At 70.7% G+C, this 22580-nt stretch carries 21 protein-coding genes; 13 read left to right on the top strand and 8 right to left on the bottom strand.

Annotated elements, in window-relative coordinates:
- Positions 1 to 182 precede the first annotated feature (182 nt).
- Genes ACXJKD_RS18835 through kdpF form a run of 6 tightly spaced genes read right to left on the bottom strand, consistent with a single transcriptional unit; the run spans position 183 to position 7816 of the window.
- Positions 183 to 872 (bottom strand): response regulator transcription factor, encoded by a 690-nt coding sequence (locus ACXJKD_RS18835; RefSeq protein WP_457256393.1) that lies wholly within the window; start codon positions 870 to 872, stop codon positions 183 to 185.
- The gene (locus ACXJKD_RS18830) at positions 869 to 3412 is read right to left on the bottom strand and encodes a DUF4118 domain-containing protein (protein ID WP_457256392.1); all 2544 of its coding nucleotides are present in this window, start codon (positions 3410 to 3412) and stop codon (positions 869 to 871) included. Before ACXJKD_RS18830 ends, ACXJKD_RS18835 begins: the two co-directional genes overlap by 4 nt.
- 46 nt (positions 3413 to 3458) lie before the next feature.
- Positions 3459 to 4028, bottom strand: a complete 570-nt coding sequence (kdpC, locus tag ACXJKD_RS18825; protein WP_457256390.1) for a K(+)-transporting ATPase subunit C — start codon at positions 4026 to 4028, stop codon at positions 3459 to 3461.
- Between the two features lie 4 nt (positions 4029 to 4032).
- Complete coding sequence (gene kdpB / locus ACXJKD_RS18820; RefSeq protein WP_457256388.1) at positions 4033 to 6072, bottom strand: potassium-transporting ATPase subunit KdpB; 2040 nt, start codon at positions 6070 to 6072, stop codon at positions 4033 to 4035.
- A complete protein-coding gene (kdpA, locus tag ACXJKD_RS18815) occupies positions 6069 to 7718 on the bottom strand; it encodes a potassium-transporting ATPase subunit KdpA (RefSeq protein ID WP_457256386.1) in 1650 nt (549 codons plus the stop codon). The genes kdpB and kdpA overlap by 4 nt, the downstream gene beginning before the upstream one ends.
- Positions 7718 to 7816, bottom strand: coding sequence for a K(+)-transporting ATPase subunit F (gene kdpF, locus ACXJKD_RS18810; RefSeq protein WP_457256385.1), 99 nt, complete (start codon positions 7814 to 7816; stop codon positions 7718 to 7720). The genes kdpA and kdpF overlap by 1 nt, the downstream gene beginning before the upstream one ends.
- A gap of 130 nt (positions 7817 to 7946) precedes the next feature.
- Here kdpF and ACXJKD_RS18805 point away from each other — a divergent pair, with 130 nt between their 5' ends.
- Both ACXJKD_RS18805 and ACXJKD_RS18800 read left to right on the top strand, forming a co-directional pair.
- Positions 7947 to 8690 carry a DUF4118 domain-containing protein gene (locus ACXJKD_RS18805; RefSeq protein WP_457256383.1) on the top strand — a complete coding sequence of 248 codons (744 nt, stop codon included), beginning with the start codon at positions 7947 to 7949 and terminating at the stop codon, positions 8688 to 8690.
- Between the two features lie 186 nt (positions 8691 to 8876).
- Entirely contained in the window at positions 8877 to 9431 is a 555-nt protein-coding gene (locus tag ACXJKD_RS18800) for a LytR C-terminal domain-containing protein (protein ID WP_457256381.1), read from the top strand.
- Positions 9432 to 9449: 18 nt separating this feature from the next.
- On the opposite strand, the gene ACXJKD_RS18795 is transcribed toward ACXJKD_RS18800, so the two are convergent.
- The gene (locus ACXJKD_RS18795; RefSeq protein ID WP_457256379.1) at positions 9450 to 10082 is read right to left on the bottom strand and encodes a TetR/AcrR family transcriptional regulator; all 633 of its coding nucleotides are present in this window, start codon (positions 10080 to 10082) and stop codon (positions 9450 to 9452) included.
- A 246-nt stretch (positions 10083 to 10328) separates the two neighbouring features.
- On the opposite strand from ACXJKD_RS18795, the gene ACXJKD_RS18790 reads away from it, so the two are divergent.
- The 8 genes from ACXJKD_RS18790 (at position 10329) to ACXJKD_RS18755 (ending at position 17581) form a co-directional block, all read left to right on the top strand.
- The gene (locus ACXJKD_RS18790) at positions 10329 to 11120 is read left to right on the top strand and encodes an SDR family NAD(P)-dependent oxidoreductase (protein ID WP_457256377.1); all 792 of its coding nucleotides are present in this window, start codon (positions 10329 to 10331) and stop codon (positions 11118 to 11120) included.
- A 53-nt stretch (positions 11121 to 11173) separates the two neighbouring features.
- Positions 11174 to 12301, top strand: a complete 1128-nt coding sequence (locus tag ACXJKD_RS18785; RefSeq protein WP_457256375.1) for a DUF5938 domain-containing protein — start codon at positions 11174 to 11176, stop codon at positions 12299 to 12301.
- 5 nt (positions 12302 to 12306) lie between these two features.
- Entirely contained in the window at positions 12307 to 13911 is a 1605-nt protein-coding gene (locus ACXJKD_RS18780; RefSeq protein ID WP_457256373.1) for an acyl-CoA synthetase, read from the top strand.
- A 133-nt stretch (positions 13912 to 14044) separates the two neighbouring features.
- Complete coding sequence (locus tag ACXJKD_RS18775) at positions 14045 to 14335, top strand: hypothetical protein (protein WP_457256371.1); 291 nt, start codon at positions 14045 to 14047, stop codon at positions 14333 to 14335.
- Between the two features lie 118 nt (positions 14336 to 14453).
- Positions 14454 to 15257, top strand: coding sequence for a hypothetical protein (locus tag ACXJKD_RS18770; protein ID WP_457256369.1), 804 nt, complete (start codon positions 14454 to 14456; stop codon positions 15255 to 15257).
- A gap of 220 nt (positions 15258 to 15477) precedes the next feature.
- Positions 15478 to 15807, top strand: a complete 330-nt coding sequence (locus ACXJKD_RS18765) for a hypothetical protein (protein WP_457256367.1) — start codon at positions 15478 to 15480, stop codon at positions 15805 to 15807.
- Positions 15800 to 17287 carry a sigma-70 family RNA polymerase sigma factor gene (locus ACXJKD_RS18760; protein WP_457256366.1) on the top strand — a complete coding sequence of 496 codons (1488 nt, stop codon included), beginning with the start codon at positions 15800 to 15802 and terminating at the stop codon, positions 17285 to 17287. The genes ACXJKD_RS18765 and ACXJKD_RS18760 overlap by 8 nt, the downstream gene beginning before the upstream one ends.
- A 72-nt stretch (positions 17288 to 17359) precedes the next feature.
- A complete protein-coding gene (locus ACXJKD_RS18755) occupies positions 17360 to 17581 on the top strand; it encodes a hypothetical protein (RefSeq protein ID WP_457256364.1) in 222 nt (73 codons plus the stop codon).
- Positions 17582 to 17602: 21 nt separating this feature from the next.
- Here the strand turns inward: ACXJKD_RS18755 and ACXJKD_RS18750 are convergent, their stop codons facing one another.
- Positions 17603 to 19384: a GAF domain-containing SpoIIE family protein phosphatase gene (locus tag ACXJKD_RS18750; protein WP_457256362.1), complete on the bottom strand. Its 1782-nt coding sequence runs from the start codon at positions 19382 to 19384 to the stop codon at positions 17603 to 17605.
- Positions 19385 to 19630: 246 nt separating this feature from the next.
- Between ACXJKD_RS18750 and ACXJKD_RS18745 the strand changes: the two genes are divergently transcribed.
- The 3 genes from ACXJKD_RS18745 (at position 19631) to ACXJKD_RS18735 (ending at position 22527) form a co-directional block, all read left to right on the top strand.
- The gene (locus ACXJKD_RS18745; protein ID WP_457256360.1) at positions 19631 to 20539 is read left to right on the top strand and encodes a universal stress protein; all 909 of its coding nucleotides are present in this window, start codon (positions 19631 to 19633) and stop codon (positions 20537 to 20539) included.
- A gap of 120 nt (positions 20540 to 20659) precedes the next feature.
- Positions 20660 to 22072: a glycoside hydrolase family 3 N-terminal domain-containing protein gene (locus ACXJKD_RS18740; protein WP_457256358.1), complete on the top strand. Its 1413-nt coding sequence runs from the start codon at positions 20660 to 20662 to the stop codon at positions 22070 to 22072.
- A gap of 53 nt (positions 22073 to 22125) precedes the next feature.
- Positions 22126 to 22527 (top strand): hypothetical protein, encoded by a 402-nt coding sequence (locus tag ACXJKD_RS18735; protein ID WP_457256356.1) that lies wholly within the window; start codon positions 22126 to 22128, stop codon positions 22525 to 22527.
- Positions 22528 to 22580 lie beyond the last annotated feature (53 nt).

The raw sequence follows: 22580 nt of genomic DNA, 5'->3' as shown, positions 1-22580 counted from the left end.
CTCCGCACAACTGACCGAACGGACTAGACCACCTCGGAGAGCCAAACCAGCCTGCCATCGGGGTCGGCGGTATAGGAGGGGTCGGCCACAAAAAATGACGGCCCGGCTGTGCCGTTTGACTTCGGTTGCCTGCGACGGGTTCCGGTGGACAACGGGACCGCCCGCGCCGGCACCCGCGCGGGTCACTCGACGGGCACGACCAGCCGATACCCCTGGCCCGGCTCGGTGACGACGTAGCGCGGGACGGCGGGGTCCGGCTCGAGCTTGCGGCGGAGCTGGTTGGCATACACCCGTAAGTAGTTCGACTCCCGACCGTAGCCGGGGCCCCACACCTCACGAAGCAGCTCGCGCTGCGACACCAGGTGTCCTGGTCGCCGGGCCAGGACCTCCAGCAGGCTCCACTCGGTGGGGGTCAGGCGCACCTCGGCCCCGGCCGCCACGGCACGTCGCTCGGCGAAGTCGAGGGTGAAGTGCGGGGTGTGCACCGCCGCCACCGACGACCCACCCCCCTCGGCACGGCGACGGAGCGCCACCCGCACCCGTGCGAGCAGCTCGTCCATCGCGAAAGGCTTCGTGACGTAGTCGTCAGCGCCCAGGTCGAGCGCCTCCACCTTGTCCACCGAGTCGGTGCGAGCGGACAGCACGATCACCGGCACGTCCGAGACCTGCCTGACTCGTCGCAGCACCTCCACCCCGTCGAGGTCCGGGAGTCCGAGGTCGAGGACCACCAGGTCGGGAGGCGCATCGTGGAACGACTGCAGGGCGGTCCGCCCATCGCCCGCCGTCTCGACCGTGTAGTCGCGCGCCCGCAGGTTGATCGCGAGCGTGCGCACCAGGTGGGGTTCGTCGTCGACGACGAGGATCGAGCTCACGGCGCCATCCTCGCAGCGGTGTCGGCCGGGCCACCGTCCTTCGGCCCGACACCGTGGCCGTGCCGCCCGAGCTCGATCACGACGGTCAGCCCTCCGCCGGGAGTGTCCTCGGCGAGGATCGACCCGCCCATCGCCTCCATCAGGCCCCGGGCCACCGCCAGCCCCAGCCCCACGCCGGTGCCACGAGGCGTGTCACCGAACCGCTGGAACGGGGCGAAGATCGTCTCCTTCGCGCCCTCAGGCACGCCCCTCCCCCGGTCGACGACACGCAGCTGCACCCGGCTGCCGGTCGCCGCCGCCTGCACGACGACCTCTGCCCCGGAGTGCTTGAGGGCGTTCTCGAGGACGTTGGCCAGCACGCGGTCGAGCAGACCGGCGTCGGCCTCGGCCGGCGGCAGTGCGGCGTCCATGCTGATCCGCACGCGGTCGGCATCGAGGAGGGGCGCAGAGGCGAGCGCGACCGCGCCCTCGACGTCGACCGCACCCAGCCTCGGCACCACCGAACCGCTCTGCAGCCGCGACATGTCGAGGAGGTTGGCGACCAGCCCGGTGAGGCGGTCGGTCGACTCCTCGATGGTCTCGAGCAGGTCTGCCCGGTCGTCCGGGCTGAACACGACGTCAGGTTGGCGCAGGCTCGACGCCGCAGCCTTGATGCTCGCCAGCGGGGTGCGCAGGTCGTGCGACACGGCCGCGAGCAGGGCGGTCCGGGCCCGGTTGTCCTTGGCGAGCACCTTGGCTTCCCGGGCCAGCTCCACGAGCTCGTCGCGGTGGAGGATCGCCCCGGCCCGCGAGGCGAACGCCGACACCAGGCGACGATCCGCCCCTGACAGGGTGCGACCGGTGAGCACCAGCACCCGGGTGTCGTCCACCGGTGCCCGCACCGAGGCGGTGGCCACCGACGCCAGCTCGAAGCCCTCCGTCGCCGAGACCACGGTCCACGGCGAGCGCACGTCGTCGCGCGCGACGACCGCGGCGGTGTCGACCGCGAAGAAGTCGACGGCCTGGCGCAACAGGGCGGGCATCGGGTCGCGTTCGCCCAGGAGGGTCTCCGCGGTGGCCGCGAGCGCGTCGGCCTCGCGCCGGGCTGCGCCGGCCGCTGCTGCCCGCCGCTCGCTGACGTGCACCACCGAAGACACGGCGGCCGCGACGACGACGAAGACCAGCAGGGCGACGAGGTTCTGCGGGTCGCTGATCGTGAGCGTGTTGACGGGTTCGGTGAAGAACCAGTTGATCGCGAGGCTCCCCAGGACCGCCGAGGCCAGCGCCGGCCACAGCCCACCGACGAGGGCGGTGAGGACGGTGACGAGGAGGAAGAGGAGCACCTCAAGGGGCAGGTCGTGCCACCCGGGCGTGGCCCGGAGTATGCCGGCCAGGGCGCCTGTGCCGAGCACCGCCAGCGCCCAGCCGAGCGCCGAACGCTGCGCACCGAGCGCAGGCCCCAAGCGCAACGGTGCGCGCACGGTGCGGGTCAGCTCGTGGGTGACCAGGTGCACGTCGATGTCGCCCGAGCCCTCCACCACGCGCTGACCGACGCCAGCTGACAACAGCTCCTGCCAACGTCGGCGACGCGAGGCGCCGATGACGACCTGCCGGGCGGAGACGCCCCGGGCGAACTCGAGGAGCGCGGACGCGACGTCCTCCCCCTTGATGGTGTGGAAGGTGCCGCCGAGCTCGACGGTCAGCTGGCGCAGGTCGGCCAGGCCCTCGAGCCGGGCGTCGACCAGGCCGTCGGGCGGGGTGACATAGACCGCGAGCAGCTCACCGCCGGCCCGCGAGGCGATCTGGGCGCCGCGACGCAGGAGCGTCCGACCCTCCTGCCCACCGGTGAGGGCGACGACGACGCGCTCCCGGGTCGGCCACAGCTCGGTGATCTCGTGGTCGGCGCGGTAGCGGTCGAGGCCCTCCTCCACGCGGTCCGCCACCCACAGGAGCGACAGCTCGCGGAGGGCCGACAGGTTGCCTTCGCGGAAGTAGTTGGCGAGGGCGGCGTCGACCTGTTCGGCGGCATACACGTTGCCGTGGGCGAGGCGGCGGCGCAGGGCCTGCGGCGACATGTCGACCAGCTCGATCTGGTCGGCCGACCGGACCACGTCGTCGGGGACCGTCTCCTGCTGCCGGACGCCCGTGATGGCCTCGACGACGTCGTTCAGTGACTCGAGGTGCTGGACGTTGACCGTGGAGATGACGTCGATGCCGGCGACCAGCAGCTCCTCCACGTCCTCCCAGCGCTTGGCATGGGGGCTCTCGGGGGCGTTGGTGTGGGCGAGCTCGTCGACGAGCACGACCTCCGGTCGCCGGGCCAATACCGCTGGGACGTCCAGCTCCTCGAGGGCGCTGCCGCGGTGGGTCACCGAGCGCAGGGGGATCCGCTCGACCCCCTCCATGAGGCCGGCTGTGAACGAGCGGCCGTGGCTCTCACACACACCGATGACCACATCGGTGCCGCGTGCGCTCCTGCGCCGGGCCTCCGACAGCATGGCGACGGTCTTGCCGACGCCTGGTGCGGCACCGAGGTAGACCCGAAGCACTCCCCTGCTCATGAGCCGATTGTCGCCCCTCGGTCGGACCGCGTCGCGGACGAGCGGGTCATCGTGCGGCAGCGTCCTGCACGGCCAGGTTGAGCTCGAGCACGTTGACGCGGGGTTCGCCGAGGAAGCCGAGCGAGCGGCCCTGGGTGTGGGTGGCCACGAGGCGCAGGACCTCGGCCGGGTCCAGGCCGTTGGCCTTGGCCACCCGACCAGCCTGCGCGCGGGCGTTCGCCGGCGAGATGTGTGGATCGAGGCCGCTGCCGGAGGCGGTGAGCGCATCGGCCGGCGCCTGGCCCGAATCCGTTGCAGCATAAGCGGCCCTGCGATCCCCCACGGCTTTGAGCTGGTCGTCGGAGTCGCTGGCGAGGTTCGAACCGCCACTCACCCCACCGGCATACTCGCTGGCCGAGGGGCGGCCCTGGAAGAAGCGCGGGTCGGTGAACTTCTGGCCGAGCAGGCTCGAGCCGACGACCTGACCGTCGCGACTGACCAGCGACCCACCCGCCTGGTCCGCGAAGCCGACCCGTCCGACGCCCCACACGACCGCGGGATAGAGCACGCCGAGGAGCACCGTGAGGACGAGCAGCATCCGCAGGGATGCCACGAGCTGACGAAGACTTGAGGACATGTGATCAGGCCAATCCGGGGAGGAGGGAGACACCGAGGTCGATGAGCTTGATGCCGATGAACGGAGCGATCACGCCACCGATCCCGTAGACGACGAGATTGCGGCGTAGCATGGCGGCCGCGCTGGACGGCTTGTAGCGAACTCCTCTGAGCGCCAACGGAATCAACGTCAGGATGACGAGCGCATTGAAGATGACTGCGGACAGCATCGCCGACTCTGGTGACGACAGCCGCATGATGTTGAGGCCATCCAGGCCGGGGAACAATGCGATGAACATCGCCGGGATGATGGCAAAGTACTTCGCGATGTCGTTGGCGATCGAGAAGGTCGTCAATGCGCCACGGGTGATCAGCAGCTGCTTGCCGATCTCGACGACCTCGATCAGCTTGGTCGGGTCGGAGTCGAGGTCGACCATGTTGCCCGCCTCCTTCGCCGCCGAGGTGCCCGAGTTCATCGCGACACCCACGTCAGCCTGAGCCAGGGCCGGGGCGTCGTTGGTGCCGTCGCCGGTCATCGCCACGAGCCGGCCGCCCTCCTGCTCCTTGCGGATGAGGCGCATCTTGTCCTCGGGAGTGGCCTCGGCGAGGAAGTCGTCGACACCTGCCTCCTTCGCGATGGCTGCGGCAGTGAGCGGGTTGTCGCCGGTGATCATCACCGTGCGAATTCCCATGGCACGCATGACATCGAAGCGCTCACGCATGCTCGGCTTGACGACGTCCTTGAGGTGGATGACCCCCAGCGCACGAGCCGTCGCGGCGTCGCCGGAGGATGCGTCCTGGCGGGCGACGACCAGGGGGGTGCCGCCGGAGGAACCGATGCCGTCGACCAGGACCTGGATCGCGTGGGGCACCTCACCACCGGTCTCCGCGACCCACGCGCGGACCGCCGACGCCGCGCCCTTGCGGATGCGGGTGCCGTCTGGGAGGTCGACTCCGGACATGCGGGTCATGGCGCTGAACTCGACGAACTTGGCACCTTCGCGCCCCAGGGTCTCAGCGGTGCGGTCACCGTCGACCCCGTATGCCGTGTGGGCCAACTCGACGATCGACTTGCCCTCCGGCGTGGAGTCCGCGAGCGACGACAGGTATGCCGCGTCGGCGAGGTCGTCCCCGGGCGTCCCGTCCACGACCCGGAGGAGCTCCGTGGCCCGGCGGTTGCCGAACGTGATGGTGCCGGTCTTGTCGAGCAGGAGGGTGGAGACGTCGCCCGCGGCCTCGACCGCCCGGCCGGACATGGCCAGGACGTTGCGCTGCACCAGGCGGTCCATGCCGGCGATGCCGATGGCGGAGAGCAGCGCGCCGATCGTGGTCGGGATGAGGCAGACGAGCAGGGCGACCAGGGTGACCACCGGCTGCGTCTGGCCCGAGTAGGACGCCAGCGGCTGGATGGCCATCACGGTGACGAGGAAGACGATCGTGAGGGTGGTGAGCAGGATCGTGAGGGCGATCTCGTTGGGGGTCTTCTGGCGCTGCGCTCCCTCGACGAGGGCGATCATGCGGTCGATGAAGCTCTCGCCCGGCTTCGTCGTGATCTGCACGACGATCCGGTCGGACAGGACCGTCGTGCCGCCGGTGACGGCGCTGCGGTCTCCGCCGGACTCGCGGATGACGGGCGCGGACTCGCCGGTGATGGCGGACTCGTCGACCGTGGCGACACCGTCGATGATCTCTCCGTCACCCGGCACGACCTGGCCTGCCTCGACCACCACGGTGTCTCCAATGGTCAGCTCTGATCCGGGGACCGACTCCTCGGTGCCGTCGGCCCGCAGCCGGCGAGCGGTCGTCTCGCGCTTGGCAGCTCGCAGGCTGGCGGCCTGGGCCTTGCCGCGTCCCTCCGCGACGGCCTCGGCGGCGTTGGCGAAGAGCACAGTCGCCCAGAGCCAGCCGGCGATGGACCAGCTGAAGACGCTGGGATCCTTGATGGCCAGCCCCGTGGTCAGGACCGACCCGACCCACACCACGAAGATCACGGGTGAGCGGAAGACGTGGCGAGGGTCGAGCTTGGCGAAGGCCTGGGGTACGACGTTCATCAACGAGCGGGTCATGACAGTGCCTCCGCGATGGGACCGAGAGCGAGTGCCGGGAAGAACGTCAGACCGGCGACGATGACGGCGATGCCGGTCACGAGACCGACGAAGAGTGGCGTGTGGGTGGGCATGGTGCCGACCGTGGCGGGCCGCGCGCGCTGCTCGACGAGCAGCCCCGCGAGCCGGAGCACGAGGAGCATCGGGAGGAACCGTCCCAGCAGCATGCAGACCGCGAGCGTCAGGTTGTACCAAGGGTTGTCGGCAGTCAGGCCGGCAAAGGCGCTGCCGTTGTTGTTGGCGGCCGACGCATAGGCGTAGAGCACCTCCGTGAGTCCGTGCGGGCCCGACGCGAGCATCGTGGACCGCGGTCCCTCGCTGGCCAGCGAGATACCTGCGAAGACGAGCACCAGCACGGGCATGACGAGGATGTACAGCGCGGCGCAGGTCACTTCGCGCCGGCCGATCGTCTTGCCGAGGTACTCGGGTGTCCGCCCCACCATGAGGCCGGCGACGAACACCGCCAACAGGGCCACGATGACGATGCCGTAGAGACCTGAGCCGACCCCTCCCGGCGAGATCTCGCCCAGGGCCATGTTGGCCAGCACTGCGCCGCCGCCGAGCGGGGTGTAGCTCTCGTGCATCGAGTTGACGGCGCCGGTGGAGGTGCTGGTGGTGGAGGCCGCGAAGAGCGTCGAGGCCCATACTCCGAAGCGCTGCTCCTTGCCCTCCATGGCCCCCGTGACCGCGCCGGAGGCGTGGACCTCGGCCCACGTCGTCGCGGCGACACCACCGGCCCAGAGCAACCCGGCGAAGCCACCGAGCGCCCAACCTTGTCGTCGGTCGCCGACCATGAGGCCATAGGTGCGCGTGAGGGCGAACGGGATGACGAGCAGGAGGAAGATCTGGAAGAGGTTGGTGAGGGGGTTCGGGTTCTCGAAGGGGTGTGCTGAGTTGGCGTTGAAGTAGCCGCCGCCGTTGGTGCCCAGCTCCTTGATGGCCTCCTGGGAGGCCACGAGGCCGCCACGGACCACCTGCTCGACACCCGAGAGGCTGCGGATCGTCATCGGTGCGCTGAAGTTCTGGATGACCCCGCCGGCGAGGAGGAGCACGGCGGCGACGACGGAGCCGGGCAGGAGCACTCGGACCACGCCCCGGACCAGGTCGACCCAGAAGTTGCCGATGGCGGTGGCACTGTGGCGTGCCAGGGCCCGGATGAGGGCAACCGCCACGCCGAGTCCGACGGCGGCCGACACGAAGTTCTGGACGGTGAGACCCGCGGTCTGGAGGAGGGGTGTGGCGCCCACCTCACCGGCATACGACTGCCAGTTGGTGTTGGTGACAAAGGAGATTGCGGTGTTGGCCGCGGTGGTGACGCCCATGCCGCCCGAGCCCTGTCGGCCGGGAAGGTGCGTCTGGGCGACGATCAGGGCGAACAGGGCGACGATGCTCACGACCGAGAAGGCGAGCACGCTCGTGGCGTAGGCGCGCCAGCCCTGCTCGGAGTCGGGGTCGACCCGGACGAGGCGGTAGACCACGGCCTCGGCCCGCCAGTGGCTGGTGTCGGTGAACACCTTCGCCATCCACACACCGAGGGGGTGGTAGCAGAGTGCGAGGAGGATGACGAGCAGGCCGATGGTCAGGAGACCGCTGAGGGTGTCGGACATCAGAACCGATCCGGACGGATGAGTGCGTAGACGAGGTAACCCAGCAGGGCGAGGCCGAGGACTGCAGCAACGAGGTTTTCGATCACGGTGTCAGTCAACGACTTCCGTCGACGTTCAGGACTTCCGTTGACGCGGCCCTGACGACGCTTGACGCGATCTTGACGGCGCGGCGTTCAGATCGCGTCAAGGACCTTGACCGGGGCACCTGGCGAGAGGCGTGATGCAGACATGCAGATCGACCAGCTCGCGTACCGACGTCGGCCCTGGGTGGTGACTGCGGCGGCCGTCGCCCCTCTCGTCCTCTGCGCGGCGATCGGCGCGGCCCCCGACAGCGTGCCCGATGCAAGCGCTGCGGTGGGCCTCGTCCTCGTCATCGTCGCAGCCGCGGCGACCGGGGTCCGTGCCGCTGGCCTGGTCGCCGCGGTGTCGAGTGCGGTGGGGTTCGACTTCTTCCTCACCCAGCCCTACCGGAGCCTGGCCATCGACAGTGCCGAGGACGTCGAGGTGGCGGTGCTGTTGCTCCTCGTCGGGGTCGCCGTGACCGAACTGGCCCTCTGGGGTCAACGACAGCGGGCCGACGTGGGGCGGCAACGGGGCTATCTCGACGGCGTCATGGCCACGGCCGAGTCGGTGGCCCGCGACGGCGACCTGGCGAGGGTGACGACCTCGGTGGCCGCGCGCATCCGGGAGGTGCTCGACCTCGACCGGTGTGAGTTCGTGGCCAGCGCCCGGCTTCCCGGTGGGCCGGTCCTCGAGCGCGATGGATCGGTCACCCGTGGCGGCACGCCCCTCGACGTCGAGCGCTCCGGGCTCCCGGTCGACCGCGCGGTCCTCCTTCCCGTGCACGGAGGGCCCGCGCCGCGCGGCTACTTCGAGCTCACCAGCGCCTCGCACGTGGCGCACCCGACCCGGGACCAGCGACGAGTCGCCGCCCTGCTCGCCGACCAGGTCGCCGCGGCGCCCCCTGCCTGACATCGCGTCGCGTCACGGTTTTCCGCGCGCCGTGTCTCTTCCGGTGACCGGTCACCCTCCGGTCGAACCCACGGCACCCGCCGGCGGAGCACCTCCACGTCCACCGCCGGCGGGTGTCACCTCGGTGTCACCCCGGCTCCACCAAGATCGCCGGCGCGCCTCGGCTCCTGCCCGAAAGAGACCGCCATGAAAGACCACCGCACACCGGCGCAGGTGTGGCGCCAGCGCCGACTCCGTCAGGTGCTGCTGTTCGTCACCGTGCCCGGGGTGCTGCTCGGGACCGCCAGCATGACCGCGGCCTACTCGGCCGGCTGGATGGACCCGCCGACACCGACACCGGCGTGTCGGCCGGTCGTCGCACCGGCGCCCGCGCGGGCGTCGTTCACGGTCAACGTCATGAACGCCACTGGCCGCGACGGTGTCGCCGCACGGGTCGCCGCCGGGCTGGCCAGGCGGAAGTTCTCGGTCGGCGGGACCAGCAATGCCCCCGAGGCCTGGTACGTCACGCAGTCGGCGGTCGTGCGCCACGGCCCCGAAGGCCTCGACCAGGCCCTGTTGACCGCGGCACAGATCCCCGGCGCGAAGCTGTTCACCGACTCGCGCACCGGCACCTCGGTCGACGTCGTCGTCGGGCTCGGCTACCAGGCCCTGGCGCCGCTGCCGTCCGAGGTCGCACCAGCCTCGACCGGACGCAGGTCGGCCGGCAACGCGGTCGTCACGGTGACCCGCCCCTGTCCGTGACCGCCGTCGTTCGGCGCCTCAGGCCTTCATGAGCGTGCCGATGAGCCAGACCGACTCGGTGCGCAGACGATCCGCGGCGCCGGTGTCGCCGGCGAGGTGCCGGATGAGGGAGTTCTCGAAGAGCCCGTCGAAGACCGAGTAGGCGGTGACCGACGGCACGGCCGGCACGGTGTCACAGAGCTCGGCGTGACGGGAGACGACCCGCCAGATCATCTCCTCCAGCTGGCGGTCGAGGTCGACGACAGTCGGCTGCAGGGCGACCTCGAACATCGCCTGCGAGCGCATGTCGTACCAGAGCCGGTGCATCGCGGTGTCTTCGAGCATCGTGCCCACCAGCGCGTCGGCGAAGAGCGCGGCGAGCTCCTCGCCGCTGGCCGCCTGCTCGACGATCTCGTCGTAACGCGTGACGCAGTGCTCCTTGTAGCGGCGCACGCAGAAGGTGATCAGCTCGATCTTGTCGCGGAAGTAGTAGTGCAGGACGCCATGGGAGAAGGCGGTCTTCTGGGCGATCTCGCGCAGGCTGGTGCGGGCGAACCCCAGCTCACCGAGGGTGGCCAGCGTCGCATCGGCCAGCTCGCCACGGCGTGCCTCGAACTTGTCGACGCGGACCCGGTCGAAACGGTCGGTCTGCGGCTCCACGACCTGCGTCACGCCCACCCCTCCTTCCGTGTCGGACCATCCTGGCGACCACCGCGCGAGCCCCCTGAGGCGCTCCGCCTGGCCCCCGAGCATAGCGATTGCGGTGTTCTTGACGAGTGTCAAGGAAACTCTTGACACTCGTCAAGGGGGAAGAGCACGCTGAGCCCACGTCGGCCGGCTGCAGTCCCTGATGCGCAGCCGGCCGGCGTCCCACCCGGGCGGTCGACCCGCGCCGCCCCGCAGGCAAAGGAGCCCGCCATGACCTCGATCGACCTCACCGGCCGCAAGGCGCTCGTCACGGGAGGGGCCCAGGGCCTCGGAGAGGGCATGGCGGTCGCGCTGGCCGCGGCCGGGGCGACGGTGATGATCGCCGACATCCAGGACGAGGGCGAGCAGACCGCCAAGCGGCTGGGCGACCAGCACGCCTTCGTGCGGCTCGACGTGACCGACGACGCGAACTGGGAGGCGGCCGTTGCGGAGACGGTCGAACGCCTTGGCGGGCTCGACATCCTCGTCAACAACGCGGGCATCGAGATCACCAGCCTCATCACGGAGGTCGACGCCGACGACATCCGCAAGATGCTCCACGTCAACATCCTCGGCACGACCCTCGGCCTCAAGCACGGGCTCCGCGCGATGCGCCCGGGCGGCGCCGCCGGTCAGGGCGGCAGCATCACCAACGTCGCCTCGGTCGCCGCCACGATCGCCTTCCCCGGCATCTCGGTCTACTCCGCCACCAAGTCCGCCGTCGACCGACTCACCCGCGTGGCGGCGATGGAGTCCGGCAAGCTCGGCTACGGCGTGCGGGTCAACTGCATCTACCCCGGACTCGTCCCGACGGCCATGGGTGCCGGACTGGCCAACGACGTCGCGGCGCTGGGCCTGTTCCCGTCCCCGGAGGCCGCGGTCGGCGCGGTCATCGAGCTCACGCCCGCGGGTCGGCTCGGCCAGGTCGACGACATGGCCGACGCCGTCGTCTTCCTCTCCTCCGACGCCGCGAAGTTCATCACCGGGGCCGGCCTGCCGGTCGACGGAGGCATGGGCATGTAGTCGCGCACACGGCATACAACTCTCCGAAACCCCTTGCCCTGAAAGGAATTCCCATGAGCGACAAGCCCGTCATCGTCTACGGCGCGTCCGGATACACCGGCCGACTGATCTGCGAGTACCTGCGCGAGTACACCGTCCCCTTCACCGCGGCCGGCCGCGACGCCGGGAAGCTCAAGTCGTCGATGGAGACCAACGTCGCGGGGATCGAGACCGCGCAGTACGAGGTGGCGACGACCGAGCACACGGTCGAGGCGCTGACCGAGCTGTTCCTCGGTTCCTCGGTCGTGTGCAACACGGTCGGTCCGTTCGCGCGGTACGGCCCGGAGGTCGTCGAGGCTTGTCTCGCCGCAGGCGTCCACTACCTCGACACCACGGGCGAGCAGGACTGGGTCATCACCTGCGACGAGAAGTACGGAGCCGACTTCGCGGCGGCAGGCCTGCTCCTCGCGCCGGGCGTGGCGCAGATGTACACCACCGGTGAGATCGCCGCCCAGCTCTGCCTCGAGAAGCCGGGTCTCGACACCCTCGACATCGCCGTCTTCTGGGGCGGCAGCCCGACCATCGCCTCGACGCAGACGATCCTCGTCAACGCAGCCATGTCAACAGCGCACTACCTCGAGCAGAACACCTACCAGGCGTGGGACCCCGAGGCAGGCCTCTACAGCCTGTCCATCCCCGGCCAGCACGAGCTCGCCCTGGCCCTCCCGTGGGGCGGCACGTCGCATCCGGTGTGGTTCAGGAAGGACCCCCGCGTCGCCACCGTCCGCGCCCTCGGCGGTGTCTTCAACCGACCGCTCATGCTCGGCGTGCCGCAGATCGTGGCAGCCGCCCTGGTGGCCACCAAGGACATGGACCTCGACGCCAAGTACGACGCCCTCGACGCGACCGCGGCCCAGGTGATGAACCAGATGCCGCCGCGGGAGAACCCCCGCCTCAACAAGTCCCTCGACTCGGTGCACGCCTCCGGGCCGCTCGGGCGCGCGCACTGCGTCATCCACGGCAACAGCAACTACAAGCAGACCGGGCTCCTCCAGGCGTACGCCGCCTACTCGCTGCTCCAGCAGCCTCCGCTCCGAGTGGGCTTCGCCTCGGCCTCGCAGGCCTTCGGCCACCGCGAGCTGCTCGGCGCCCTGCGCGCCTTCGGCCTGGTGATGGAGCCGGTCCTCACGGTCGAGAGCTGACCCGCATGCGGGTCGTCGACTACCTCGACAAGGGCGCCTCGCTCGACCCCGAGGCGGCCTGCCTCACCACCGACGGCCAGACGATGACGTATGCCGCGGTGCAGGCGTTGTCGCACCGCGTCGCCTCGGCGCTCCGCGCCAGCGGGGTGGAGCCGGGCGACAAGGTCGCGATCCTGTCGGCCAACGACCCGGTCGCGTTCACCTGCGTCTTCGGGATCAGCCGGGCGGGCGCGGTGTGGTGCCCGATCAACCCACGCAACGAGGCCGCCGAGAACCGCGAGCTGCTCGACCTGTTCGACTGCTCGGTCGTCGTCTTCCAGGAGTCCTTCGCCCCCCTGGTCGACCGGATCCGCGCCGACCTGGCGAAGGTGCACACCTGGGTGTGTCTCGACGCCGCGCCAGCTGCGTCCGACGGCGCCATCGACAGGGCCATCGACGGGGCCCTGAACTGGGACGAGTTCCTGGCCCGGTGCGCCGACGCCTCGGAGGTCGACGGCGAGCTCGACCTCCCGGCCGTCGACGACCTGGCCATGATCGTCGGCACGGGCGGCACCACCGGACGGCCCAAGGGCGTGATGCTCACCGGCACCAACCTGGAGACCATGACGGGGTTGACCTTGATGGGCTACCCGTTCGAGGGTCGGCCGGTCTACCTGGCCCTCGCCCCACTGACCCACGCGGCAGGCGTGCTCTGCTTCCCCATCCTGTGCCGCGGCGGCGAGGTCGTCATCATGCGCCGCCCCGATGTCGGCGGCTTCCTCGAGCTGCTCGAGCGGCACCACGTCACGCACACGTTCCTCCCGCCCACCCTGATCTACATGGTGCTCGGCCACGACGCCCTCGACACGACGAACCTCTCGTCGTTGCAGTGCTTCTGGTACGGCGCGGCACCGATGTCGGCCGCGCGGCTGGAGGAGGCGCTGACCCGCATCGGGCCGGTGATGGCGCAGCTCTTCGGCCAGACCGAGGCGCCGATGATGGTGTCGATGATGCCGCCGGCCGACCACTTCAGGTCCGACGGCTCGGTGGCCGTCGAGCGGCTGTCCTCGGCCGGCCGCCCCGCACCGCTCGTGACCGTCGCCATCATGGACCTCGACGGACGACTGCTCCCCCGAGGCGAGCGTGGCGAGATCGTCGTCCGGTCCTCACTCGTGATGCCGGGCTACTACCGCAACCCGGACGCGACGGCCGAGGCCTCGCGGTTCGGCTGGCACCACACCGGCGACATCGGCTACCTCGACGCCGACAACTTCCTGTTCATCGTCGACCGGGCCAAGGACATGATCATCACCGGCGGCTTCAACGTGTACTCGACGGAGGTCGAGCAGGCGCTCATGCAGCACCCCGACCTGCAGGAGTGTGCCGTCATCGGGCGCCCCGACGAGAAGTGGGGTGAGCGCGTCGAGGCAGTCGTCCAGGCCCTGCCCGACCGCACGGTCGACCCTGCCGAGGTCATCGCCTTCGTCAAGGCGCGGATCGGAGGGGTCAAGGCCCCCAAGGTGGTCCACGTGTGGGCCGACCTGCCACGCTCCAGGGTCGGCAAGGTGCTCAAGAGCGAGATCAAGGCCGACCTGAGGACGCAGGGCGACGGTCAGCAGGCGGTCACCTGAGGGTCGCGGCCACCACCGGGCACTGTCACGATCGAGCGGGTGCCGGGTCTCTTGGTGCATGCCCGCACACCAGACCACGACGCACGCCAGCGCACCGCGCCCTCGATATCAGTCGCCGTCCCAGGCGCGGCGCATGCAGGGCATCGGCGACATCGCCCTGACCCCGGACACGGTGGCCACCCCGAGCGGTCTGTCGTCCACCACGCAGGTCGAGTGGCAGATCGACGACGGCAGCACCCCGTCGGACTGGTCCGGGTCGGAGACCGACCCCAGCGCAACCCCCGGCGTCGTCGGGGCCGTCCGCGTCACCGCGACCGCCCCCGGATGGAAGCACGTCACCGCCGTGCCGGTGTCCACGCTGGCCGAGGTCACCGCCATCTACGCCAAGGTCCTGCACGCGCGCCGGCTGGCCCACCAGCGCTGAGCCGACCTCGTCCGCGGCCAGCACCACGACGAATCGGGCCAGCTGGCCAGTCACGTCTCGTCACGTCCCAGCCGTTGCCGCGTCTCACCAGGAACGGAAGACGACGAGAGGAGCGGGAGTGCGCGCCGTGGGCGACCCAGGGGTCGACAAGGTGGACTGGCCCCCCGAGCTGCGCGTCTTCAAGACCGCCGACACGACGCACTACGTGGTCGCCACAGCGACCTCGGCCCGCGCCTGCGCCACGTGTGCGAGGCCGTTCGAGGTCGACGACCGTCGGTCCCTGACCGTCGAGGTGAGGGTCCCCGACCCACCACCGCCTGCGCCCGGGTTCCGGTACCGGCAGTTCGCGGCCGAGGTCCACCACCGGTCCTGCCAGCCGCCCCGGCTGCGGGTCGTCACCGCGGCCATCGAGGCGACCACCGCGGACCCCCACACCGGGGATTCGGACGTGCACTACGTCCTGATCGCGCCCTCCGGCGACGACGACCTGCCGGGCCTCGTCTTCACGACGCCCGACCCGATCGTCGTCCGCGAGCTGGAGCAGGCGGAAGGTCGCTCGGCCTGGATCTCGACCTACCTCGAGCTCGGGTTCGAGCTGTTCAGCCTCGACGAGCTCGGCTGGATCGCGGCGCACGCGCCCATCGCGACCGCGGTCCAGGGCACGCTCGACGGCGCGCTCTTCTCGCTGACGGGCACCGTCGACGGCCGGGAGGTGTCGCTCCTGGAGTGGACCCGCAACGCGGACCACCCGGCATACCGGCGCTGGCGGCGAGCGGTGGCCGTCTCCGGGGCGCTCTTCGTGCTCTACGGCGAGTACGTCCACGTCGACCCTGAGTCGGGGGCCGTGGACCTGGCGCCCGGAGGCCGGCTCGGGGACATCGCGGCCGCCGTGGTGCGCGTCGCGTCACACTCTGGCCGCTGAGCCGTCTCCACCATTGACCTGTCATCGGGGGATGCGGGTTGCCGGAAACGGCGGGCGGGCCTGCACCCGCCCGCCGTTTCCTACCCCGCTCAGGGGACCCGTAGCGGGCCGTCGACCAGACGCGCGCCTGAGACCCCACCAGCGGCGTCACGAATCGCCCGCTGGGGAGTCTCCATGCATGTAGGGCAGGCTTTTCGGCGATCGAGGATGTGGGTAGGTAGTGAGCGAGTCGCAGTTTCCGCACGGCGCGGGCGACCTGGAGCGCATTGCGCGAGTCATGTACTCGATGGAGATCGACGAGATCGACATGCCCCACGTCGTCGTCACCACCATGTCCGGGAGCAGGCTGGCCACCTACTCCGGCCCCTACGCCAACGGTCTGGCCGCCCTCGTGGTCGCGGAGGCCGAGTGTCGTGCAGACCTCGCGGCGGGGGGAGCCGGCGACGTCCACTTCAGCGTGGCGCCGCTCTATCCCGGTGTGGACCTCCACGAGCTGCAGGAGCTTCCAGTGGCCCACGCCGAGCCCGAGGTGGGGCCCGACCGTGGATGACCCCGAAGACCAGACTCCCGACGCGGTCCTGCTGGACCGACTCCGAGCCGGGGACCGCGAGGCTGCCGTAGACCTCTGGACGAGGCACTACCCGTCCGTGCTGCTGGCCGCCCGACGCGTGACGCGGCAGCCGCGCGACGCGGAAGAGATCGCCTCGGACGCCTTCTCCGGGATGCTGGCGGCCCTGTCCGGTGGTTCCGGACCCACGACATCGGTCCGCGCCTACCTCGTGACCTCGGTGCGCAACCTGGCGGCGAGCCGGGCCACGCGCTCGTCGGCCGGCGATGTCATGACCGACGACGTCGCCCTCTTCGACAAGCCGACCGCCGACACGACCGCCCACATGAGCGAGCTCCAGCTCGTGCGGGTCGCCTTCGCCGAGCTGCCCCAGCGGTGGCAGATCGTGTTGTGGCGCACGGCGGTCGACAGGGACAGCAACATCGAGGTCGGTCGAGCCATGGGGCTGTCCGCCAACGGTGTCGCGGCGCTGGCCAAGCGCGCCCGACGCGGCTTCCGCGTGTCCTACCTGCGTGCCCACCTCTCGGACCGGGGGGTGGAGGTCCAGTGCAAGCCGTTCATCGACGGGCTCGCAGACCTGTCCATCTCCGAGGTGGCCTCGCCACCCGCACTGGTGGCCCACGTGGCGAGCTGTGTCGCCTGCACGCACCGCGTCGACGAGCTCCGGGCGGTCAACCTCAACTTCGCCGGCGTCCTCGGCCCGGCAGTCTTCGGCCTCGTCCCGTCGAAGCTGCTGCTGGGCGCGGCAGGCGTGGGCGCAGGCGGTGGCGCAGGCACGCTCCTCGGCGCCGGCGGGCGGTCGGTGAATCGCCTGGGCTTCCGGCCGGGCGCTCGATGGGCGCTGGGCTCAGCCGCCCTCGCCGCAGTCGCCGTCGCGATCCTGCTGGCCGCGGGACCCGAGGTGACCCCGCCGGTGGCGCAGACCCTGCCGAGCTCACCACAGCCATCAGTCACCTCGTCGTCCACCACCGCTCGCCCCAGCCCCGCCACGAGCACGACGACACCCCCGAGGTCGTCGACCATCGTGCCGTCCGTCGTGCAGCCCACGACCAAAGCACCGGCGCCCACCAGGACCGTGGCCGCCCCCGCACCCGCACCCAGGACCACCACCGCGCCTCGGACCAGCCCGCTGACCGTCGACCTCGGGATCACGGGCCCTCGGTCCGACACCTCGATCGAGGTGTCCGCGGCCGCCCAGGGCATCGACGGTCCCCTTCGCCTGACGCTCCAGCTACCCGGCGGTGTGACCGTGGCGGCGGCCGCCGGCGACTGGGGCTCGTGTGCCCAGAGTCAGGCCGTCGTGACCTGCACCGCCAGTGCGGCCTCAGACGGCCGATGGAGCGGCGTGATCCACACCGTGTGGGCGGCCGACGCTCAGGGCCTCGTGCGCGCCACGGTGGAAGGCAGGTACGTCAACGGGTCGCCCGCGACAGGCACGGTCGGGACCACGTGGCCTCCGTGAGGTCCGGCTCCCGGCGCCCACCGTCGGCGCGATCCTCGTCTCGCGGCATGCGTCGCCAAGAAGGAGGGCGCCATGCCGGCAGCTGAACGCACCTCCGTGTCGACCCAGGACCTGGAGTCCCTGAAGCAAGCCGTCGAGTGGGCGAACTTCCTCAACGCCGACTCCACCGGGACCGACCTCTTGGACCCGTGCTGCATGCTCGAGGCCCTCTCCGACGTCTACCGAGCCGCCCACCACCTGGTGCGCGAGCGCAACCAGTGGCCGGCCAACCTGGCCTCGGACTCCGCCCCCTGAGCTCTCCCCGTGGCGCGAGGGTCAGCCCGGCTGACGCGCGGTGTACCGACGCAGGGCCAGCGCGGCGACGTCGTCGTCCTGCGTCTCGTCCCGCACCTGGTGCACCAGGGCGCCCAGGGCACCCTCCAAGTCGCTCTGCGCGAGGGCGTTCAGCGCCCCGCTGAGACGGTCGCGGCCAGCGTCGATGTCCTCGGTGCGTCGTTCGATCAGCCCATCCGTGAAGAGCAGGACCAGGTCACCTGGGCAGAAGTCGATGCGGTGGTGCCGACGAGGGCCACCGGCGATCCCGAGAGGGCCTTCGTCCGCGCACGGGAGGTGTTCGACCGAGGAGTCCGCCCTGAGCAGGACTGGCGCCGGATGCCCTGCGTTGGCCACGAGGAGCTCGTCCCTGGACCGGTCGACGAGCAGGTAGACCAAGGTCACGAGCTGGTCCTCGCCGGAGGTGGACATCAGCATGTCGAGCTTGGTGAGCACCAGGTCCGGCTGCGGGTCGACGGCGATGTAGGCCCGAACAGAGGCGCGCATCTGGGCCATCGAAGCCGCGGCCTCAACGCCCCGGCCCATCACGTCTCCGACGAAGAGCGCGACCCGTCCATCGGGGAGGGCGAGCACGTCATAGAAGTCGCCACCTACTCCGGTGCGGCCCGAGGGCGAGTAGTGCGCGGCCGCGTCGTAGCCGTCCAGCTCAGGAAGGGCAAGGGGGAGCACAGCGTGCTGGAGCCGGACTGCGACGGCCAGGGTCTGGCTGTGCAGATCTGAGTTGTCGATCGACACGGCCGCCCTCCGCGCGAGCTCCTCGGCGAACTCGACGTCGTCCTGGGAGTACCGGATCTGGGACTCGGCCCTGACCCACGAGATCACACCAAGCGTCCTCCCCCGCGCGATCAGCGGGACGGTGATCGCACTGTGCAGCGCCAGCTCCCGAGCGATGCGAAGGTGTTCGTCGTCGCGCGCGGCAGCGACGAGCATCTCGTCGGTGATCTCGGCGATGAGCTCGCTACGACCGGTTCTCATCACCTGCCACGGGCCAGCGCCCGAGTCCGGGTCGCTGGGGTATCGCTGCGCCAGCTCGTGGGCGTACTCGACCTTGGCGGGGTCGACGTGGGCCACTGCCAGGCGGCGCAGGCGGTTGTCCTTGACCAGGTCGATGGCACACCAGTCGGCAAACGTCGGGACGGCGAGCTGTGCCACCCGCGCCAGGGTGGACTCGTAGTCCAAGCTGCTCGCGAGCTCGGCTGAGGCCTCCGCCAGGAAGGACAGCTGGGCCTGTCGCTCCGAGGCCTTGCCCTCGGCCTGGATGCGAAGGAGCGCTTGCGCGCAGCTGTCGGCGAGGATGTCGAGGAAGTCCAGCTCGGCTGCTTCGAACTCACGCCGCCCCGGGAAGGACAGGCCGATGGCGCCCAGAGTTCCATTCGCGGTGTTCAGGGGGAGAGCGAGGATGGAGCGCTCACCTCGGTCGATCCGCGGCAGGTCCGGATAGGCCCGGAGGATCTCCTCACGACCGACGAGGATGAGGCGGCGTCGCGAGCGGATGACATCGGTGGCGGGGGTGGAGGTGCTCAGCGGGTACGAGGCGTAGGCCTCCGCATCTCCGTCCATCCCGCCCCACAGTCCGGCGAGACGAACCTGGTCGGGTTCGACGCGCAGGCTCAGGGAGGCGATGGTGGCCCCCACGGCCGCGGCGCTGTGCTCGACGACGATCTTCGTGACGGCCTCGGCGTTCGACGCCTCGATGAGCTCGGCCGTGACTCGGGCCAGTCCGGTCAGCCGGTGGCCCAGGGGGTCGTCTGGTGCCGAAGTCATGCCGCATGATCGCATCCCCGGCACCGAAGGATCTGACCTTTCGCAGAACTGTGCCGGCCACCGATCTCGCGAGCCTCGTGGGGTCCGCCGCGGGGTCGGCAACAGCGCGCAGGTGCACCCGTGGCCAGCGAATCCAGGGACTTCCGACCCTCCCCCTTTCCCGCGCGCAGCCGGATGCTCTGAGCAGGCCGGACGACAGTCCAGCAGTCCGGCGAACCAGCTGACTCACAGCCTCGGAGGCGCGTCATGGTCGACCAGTCAACGAACCACCAGCCCAAGGGGATCGTCGTCGGGTACGACGACTCCCCCAGCTCCGTTGCAGCCGTGGAATGGGCTGCCGCGACGGCACTGGCGTGGGGCACGACCCTGACGGTGCTGCACACCGTTGACGTCGCGTCACCCCTCGCACAGGCATACGACGTCTCTCGGCTCCCTGAGTCGGTCGCCGAAGCCGGCCGAGAGGTGTTGGCCGAGGGCGTCGCCCGCGCCCAGAAGCTCGTGACGGATGCTTCACGCGTCGCTGGTCTGCTCGCCGTCGGTTCCCCTGCCGCCGAGCTGGTCCACGCATCCAAGGACGCCGACATCGTCGTCACCGGTAATAGGGGCCGCGGCCCGCTGGCGGCGGGGGTGTTGGGCTCGGTCGCCTTCGCCGTCACCGCCCACGCTGCGTGTCCAGCCGTGGTGGTGCGCGCCGACCATCCAGCCCACCCAGACCCCGACCATCGAGTCATCGTGGGCGTGGACGCGTCGCAGCCCTCGGAGCGTGCCGTGGACCTCGCGGCCGAGATGGCCGCGATCTCCGGCGCTGCCCTGCACATCGTCCACGTGGCCCATGGCTCCTTCTCCTCGGATGCGCAGGCGTACGTCGAGAGCTCCAGTGCCGGCACCGAGCACACGAATGCGGTGCGCACCCACGCGGAGGACACCGTCCAGGGCGCTGCCGAACGGGCGCGGGCAGCCTTCCCGGAGCTACCCATCGAGACCGAGGTCCTCTATGGGAGCGCGGGACACGTCCTCAGTCCGCTCGGGGCGCACGCAGCGCTCATCGTCGTGGGCAGCCGTGGACGGGGCGGGTTCGCAGGGCTGATGCTCGGCTCGGTCAGCCACACCGTCATCCACGAGGCACCGTGTCCGGTCATGATCGTGCGCGCCTGACAAGCCCGGTCGTGCCTTCGACGACCGCATCGGCAACGCCGGCCACCCTGGGCACAACCTTTGCGGGTTCCGGCGCGTCGAAGTGGTGAGGCGTTCCTTCGAGCCAAGGTGGTGGTCCACGTGCGGACCCGTTCCCGTCTGATCCGTGGCCTCGCCATCGCCTTGGCCACGCTGGTGGTCTCCGTCGCCGCCCCCGCCGTCCCTCGAGCGCAGGCGGCGACGGCAGCAGAACTGGCCCAGGCGGCATACCTCCGGATGAGCACCGCTCAGCGCATCGGCCAGCTGTTCATGGTCGGCACGCCGGCCACCGGCCTGTCCTCCGCGGCGGCGACTGCGATCGGGACCTACCACGTCGGCAACGTGATCCTCACCGGCCGGTCCACCGCCGGCGCCGCACCGATCCGTGCGCTGACTGCTCGCCTCGAGCGGCTGGCGACGGGCCCCGCGACGGCCAGCGTCCCGCTGTGGATCGGCACGGACCAGGAGGGCGGTTACGTCCAGGTGCTGCAGGGCAGTGGTTTCTCGCGGATGCCGACCGCGCTCACCATGGGGACGTGGTCGACGACCACGCTGACGTCGTCGGCGCGCAGGTGGGGTCGGCAGCTGCGCCGCTCAGGCGTGGACATGGACCTCGCCCCGGTGCTCGACACCGTGCCCGCGGCGACTGCGTCGACCAACGCGCCAATCGGCCACTGGCAGAGGGAGTTCGGCCACACGCCGACCGTCGTGACAGCCAAGGGCGGCGCCTTCCTCTCCGGCGAGCGAGCGGTCGACCTGGCGATGACGGCCAAGCACTTCCCGGGGCTGGGCTACGTGACCGCCAACACCGACACGACGGCGGGCGTCAAGGACACCGTCACGACGAGCGCGTCCGGGTCGATCGCGCCGTTCAGGGCGGCGGTCGCGAACGGCGTCCCGGTCGTCATGATGTCGTCGGCGATCTACACCAAGATCGACGCATCGCGGCCGGCGGTCTTCTCGCCCACGGTGGTCACCGGCCTGCTGCGCACCAGCCTCGGCTTCCGCGGCGTCGTCATGAGCGACGACCTCGGCAACGCCAGAGCCGTTGCTGCGTGGTCGGCGGGCGAGCGCGCCGTCCGCTTCCTCGACGCCGGCGGCGACGAGGTCCTGACCGTCAACGCCTCGACCATCCCGGCGATGGTGGCTGCGGTGAAGGCGCGGGCCGCGTCGGACTCGGCGTTCCGCGGCAAGGTCGCGGCGGCTGTCATGCGGGTGTTGACCGCCAAGGCCGCCGAGGGGCTGCTCGGCCCTCGAGTCGCGCTGGACGGATCGCTCGGTGCACAGACGATCTCGGCACTGCAGCGCTGGCTCGGCGTCACCGTCACCGGTTCGCTCAGCTCGACGACGATCCGGGAATTGCAGTCCAGGATCGGCACGACGGCCGACGGGGTGTGGGGTCCCGCGTCCGCGCGGGCCCTCCAGCTCTACCTGGGCATCGCGACCGATGGCGCGCGGACGTGGAACACCCGGACCGTGGCGCAGCTGCAGGGCTACCTCAACACCCAGCTCTGAGTGGGCAGGGAGGACCCGTTGTCCCGGTCCGCGACGCAGGTGAGGATGGGGTGGTGACAACACGGATGGTGCTGCTGGGGTGCCTGCTGCTGGCGACCGCCGGCTGCGGCGCAGCAGGGGACACTCCCGGGCGTGGCGCGAGTCCGACCACTCCCCCGCCGGCATCGTCCAGCTCGCCGACGTCCACACCCACTGATTCCTTCACCGAGGACCTCACCCCCACCTCACCGTCGGGCCGTGGGCGCGTGGTCACCGTCCGTGGCACCATCGCCGACGGGGCGGAGGCCGGCTGCCTGACCCTGACGGAGGCGGAAGGCTCGTGGCTGCTCGTGGGCCAGACGTCCGGGCTCAAGGCCGGAGACACGGTCACCGTCCGCGGGGCCGTGATGGAGGACCTGGTGACCACCTGCCAGCAGGGGCAGCCCCTCTGGGTGGACGAGGTGCTGGAGCGCTGACCCCTTGGTATGCCGCGGCGAGACCCATGCGTCGCGGCCGCCGGGCCTCGGCC

Source organism: Pedococcus sp. P5_B7 (assembly GCF_054049895.1).
This window is presented reverse-complemented; position numbering and strand designations above follow the sequence as displayed.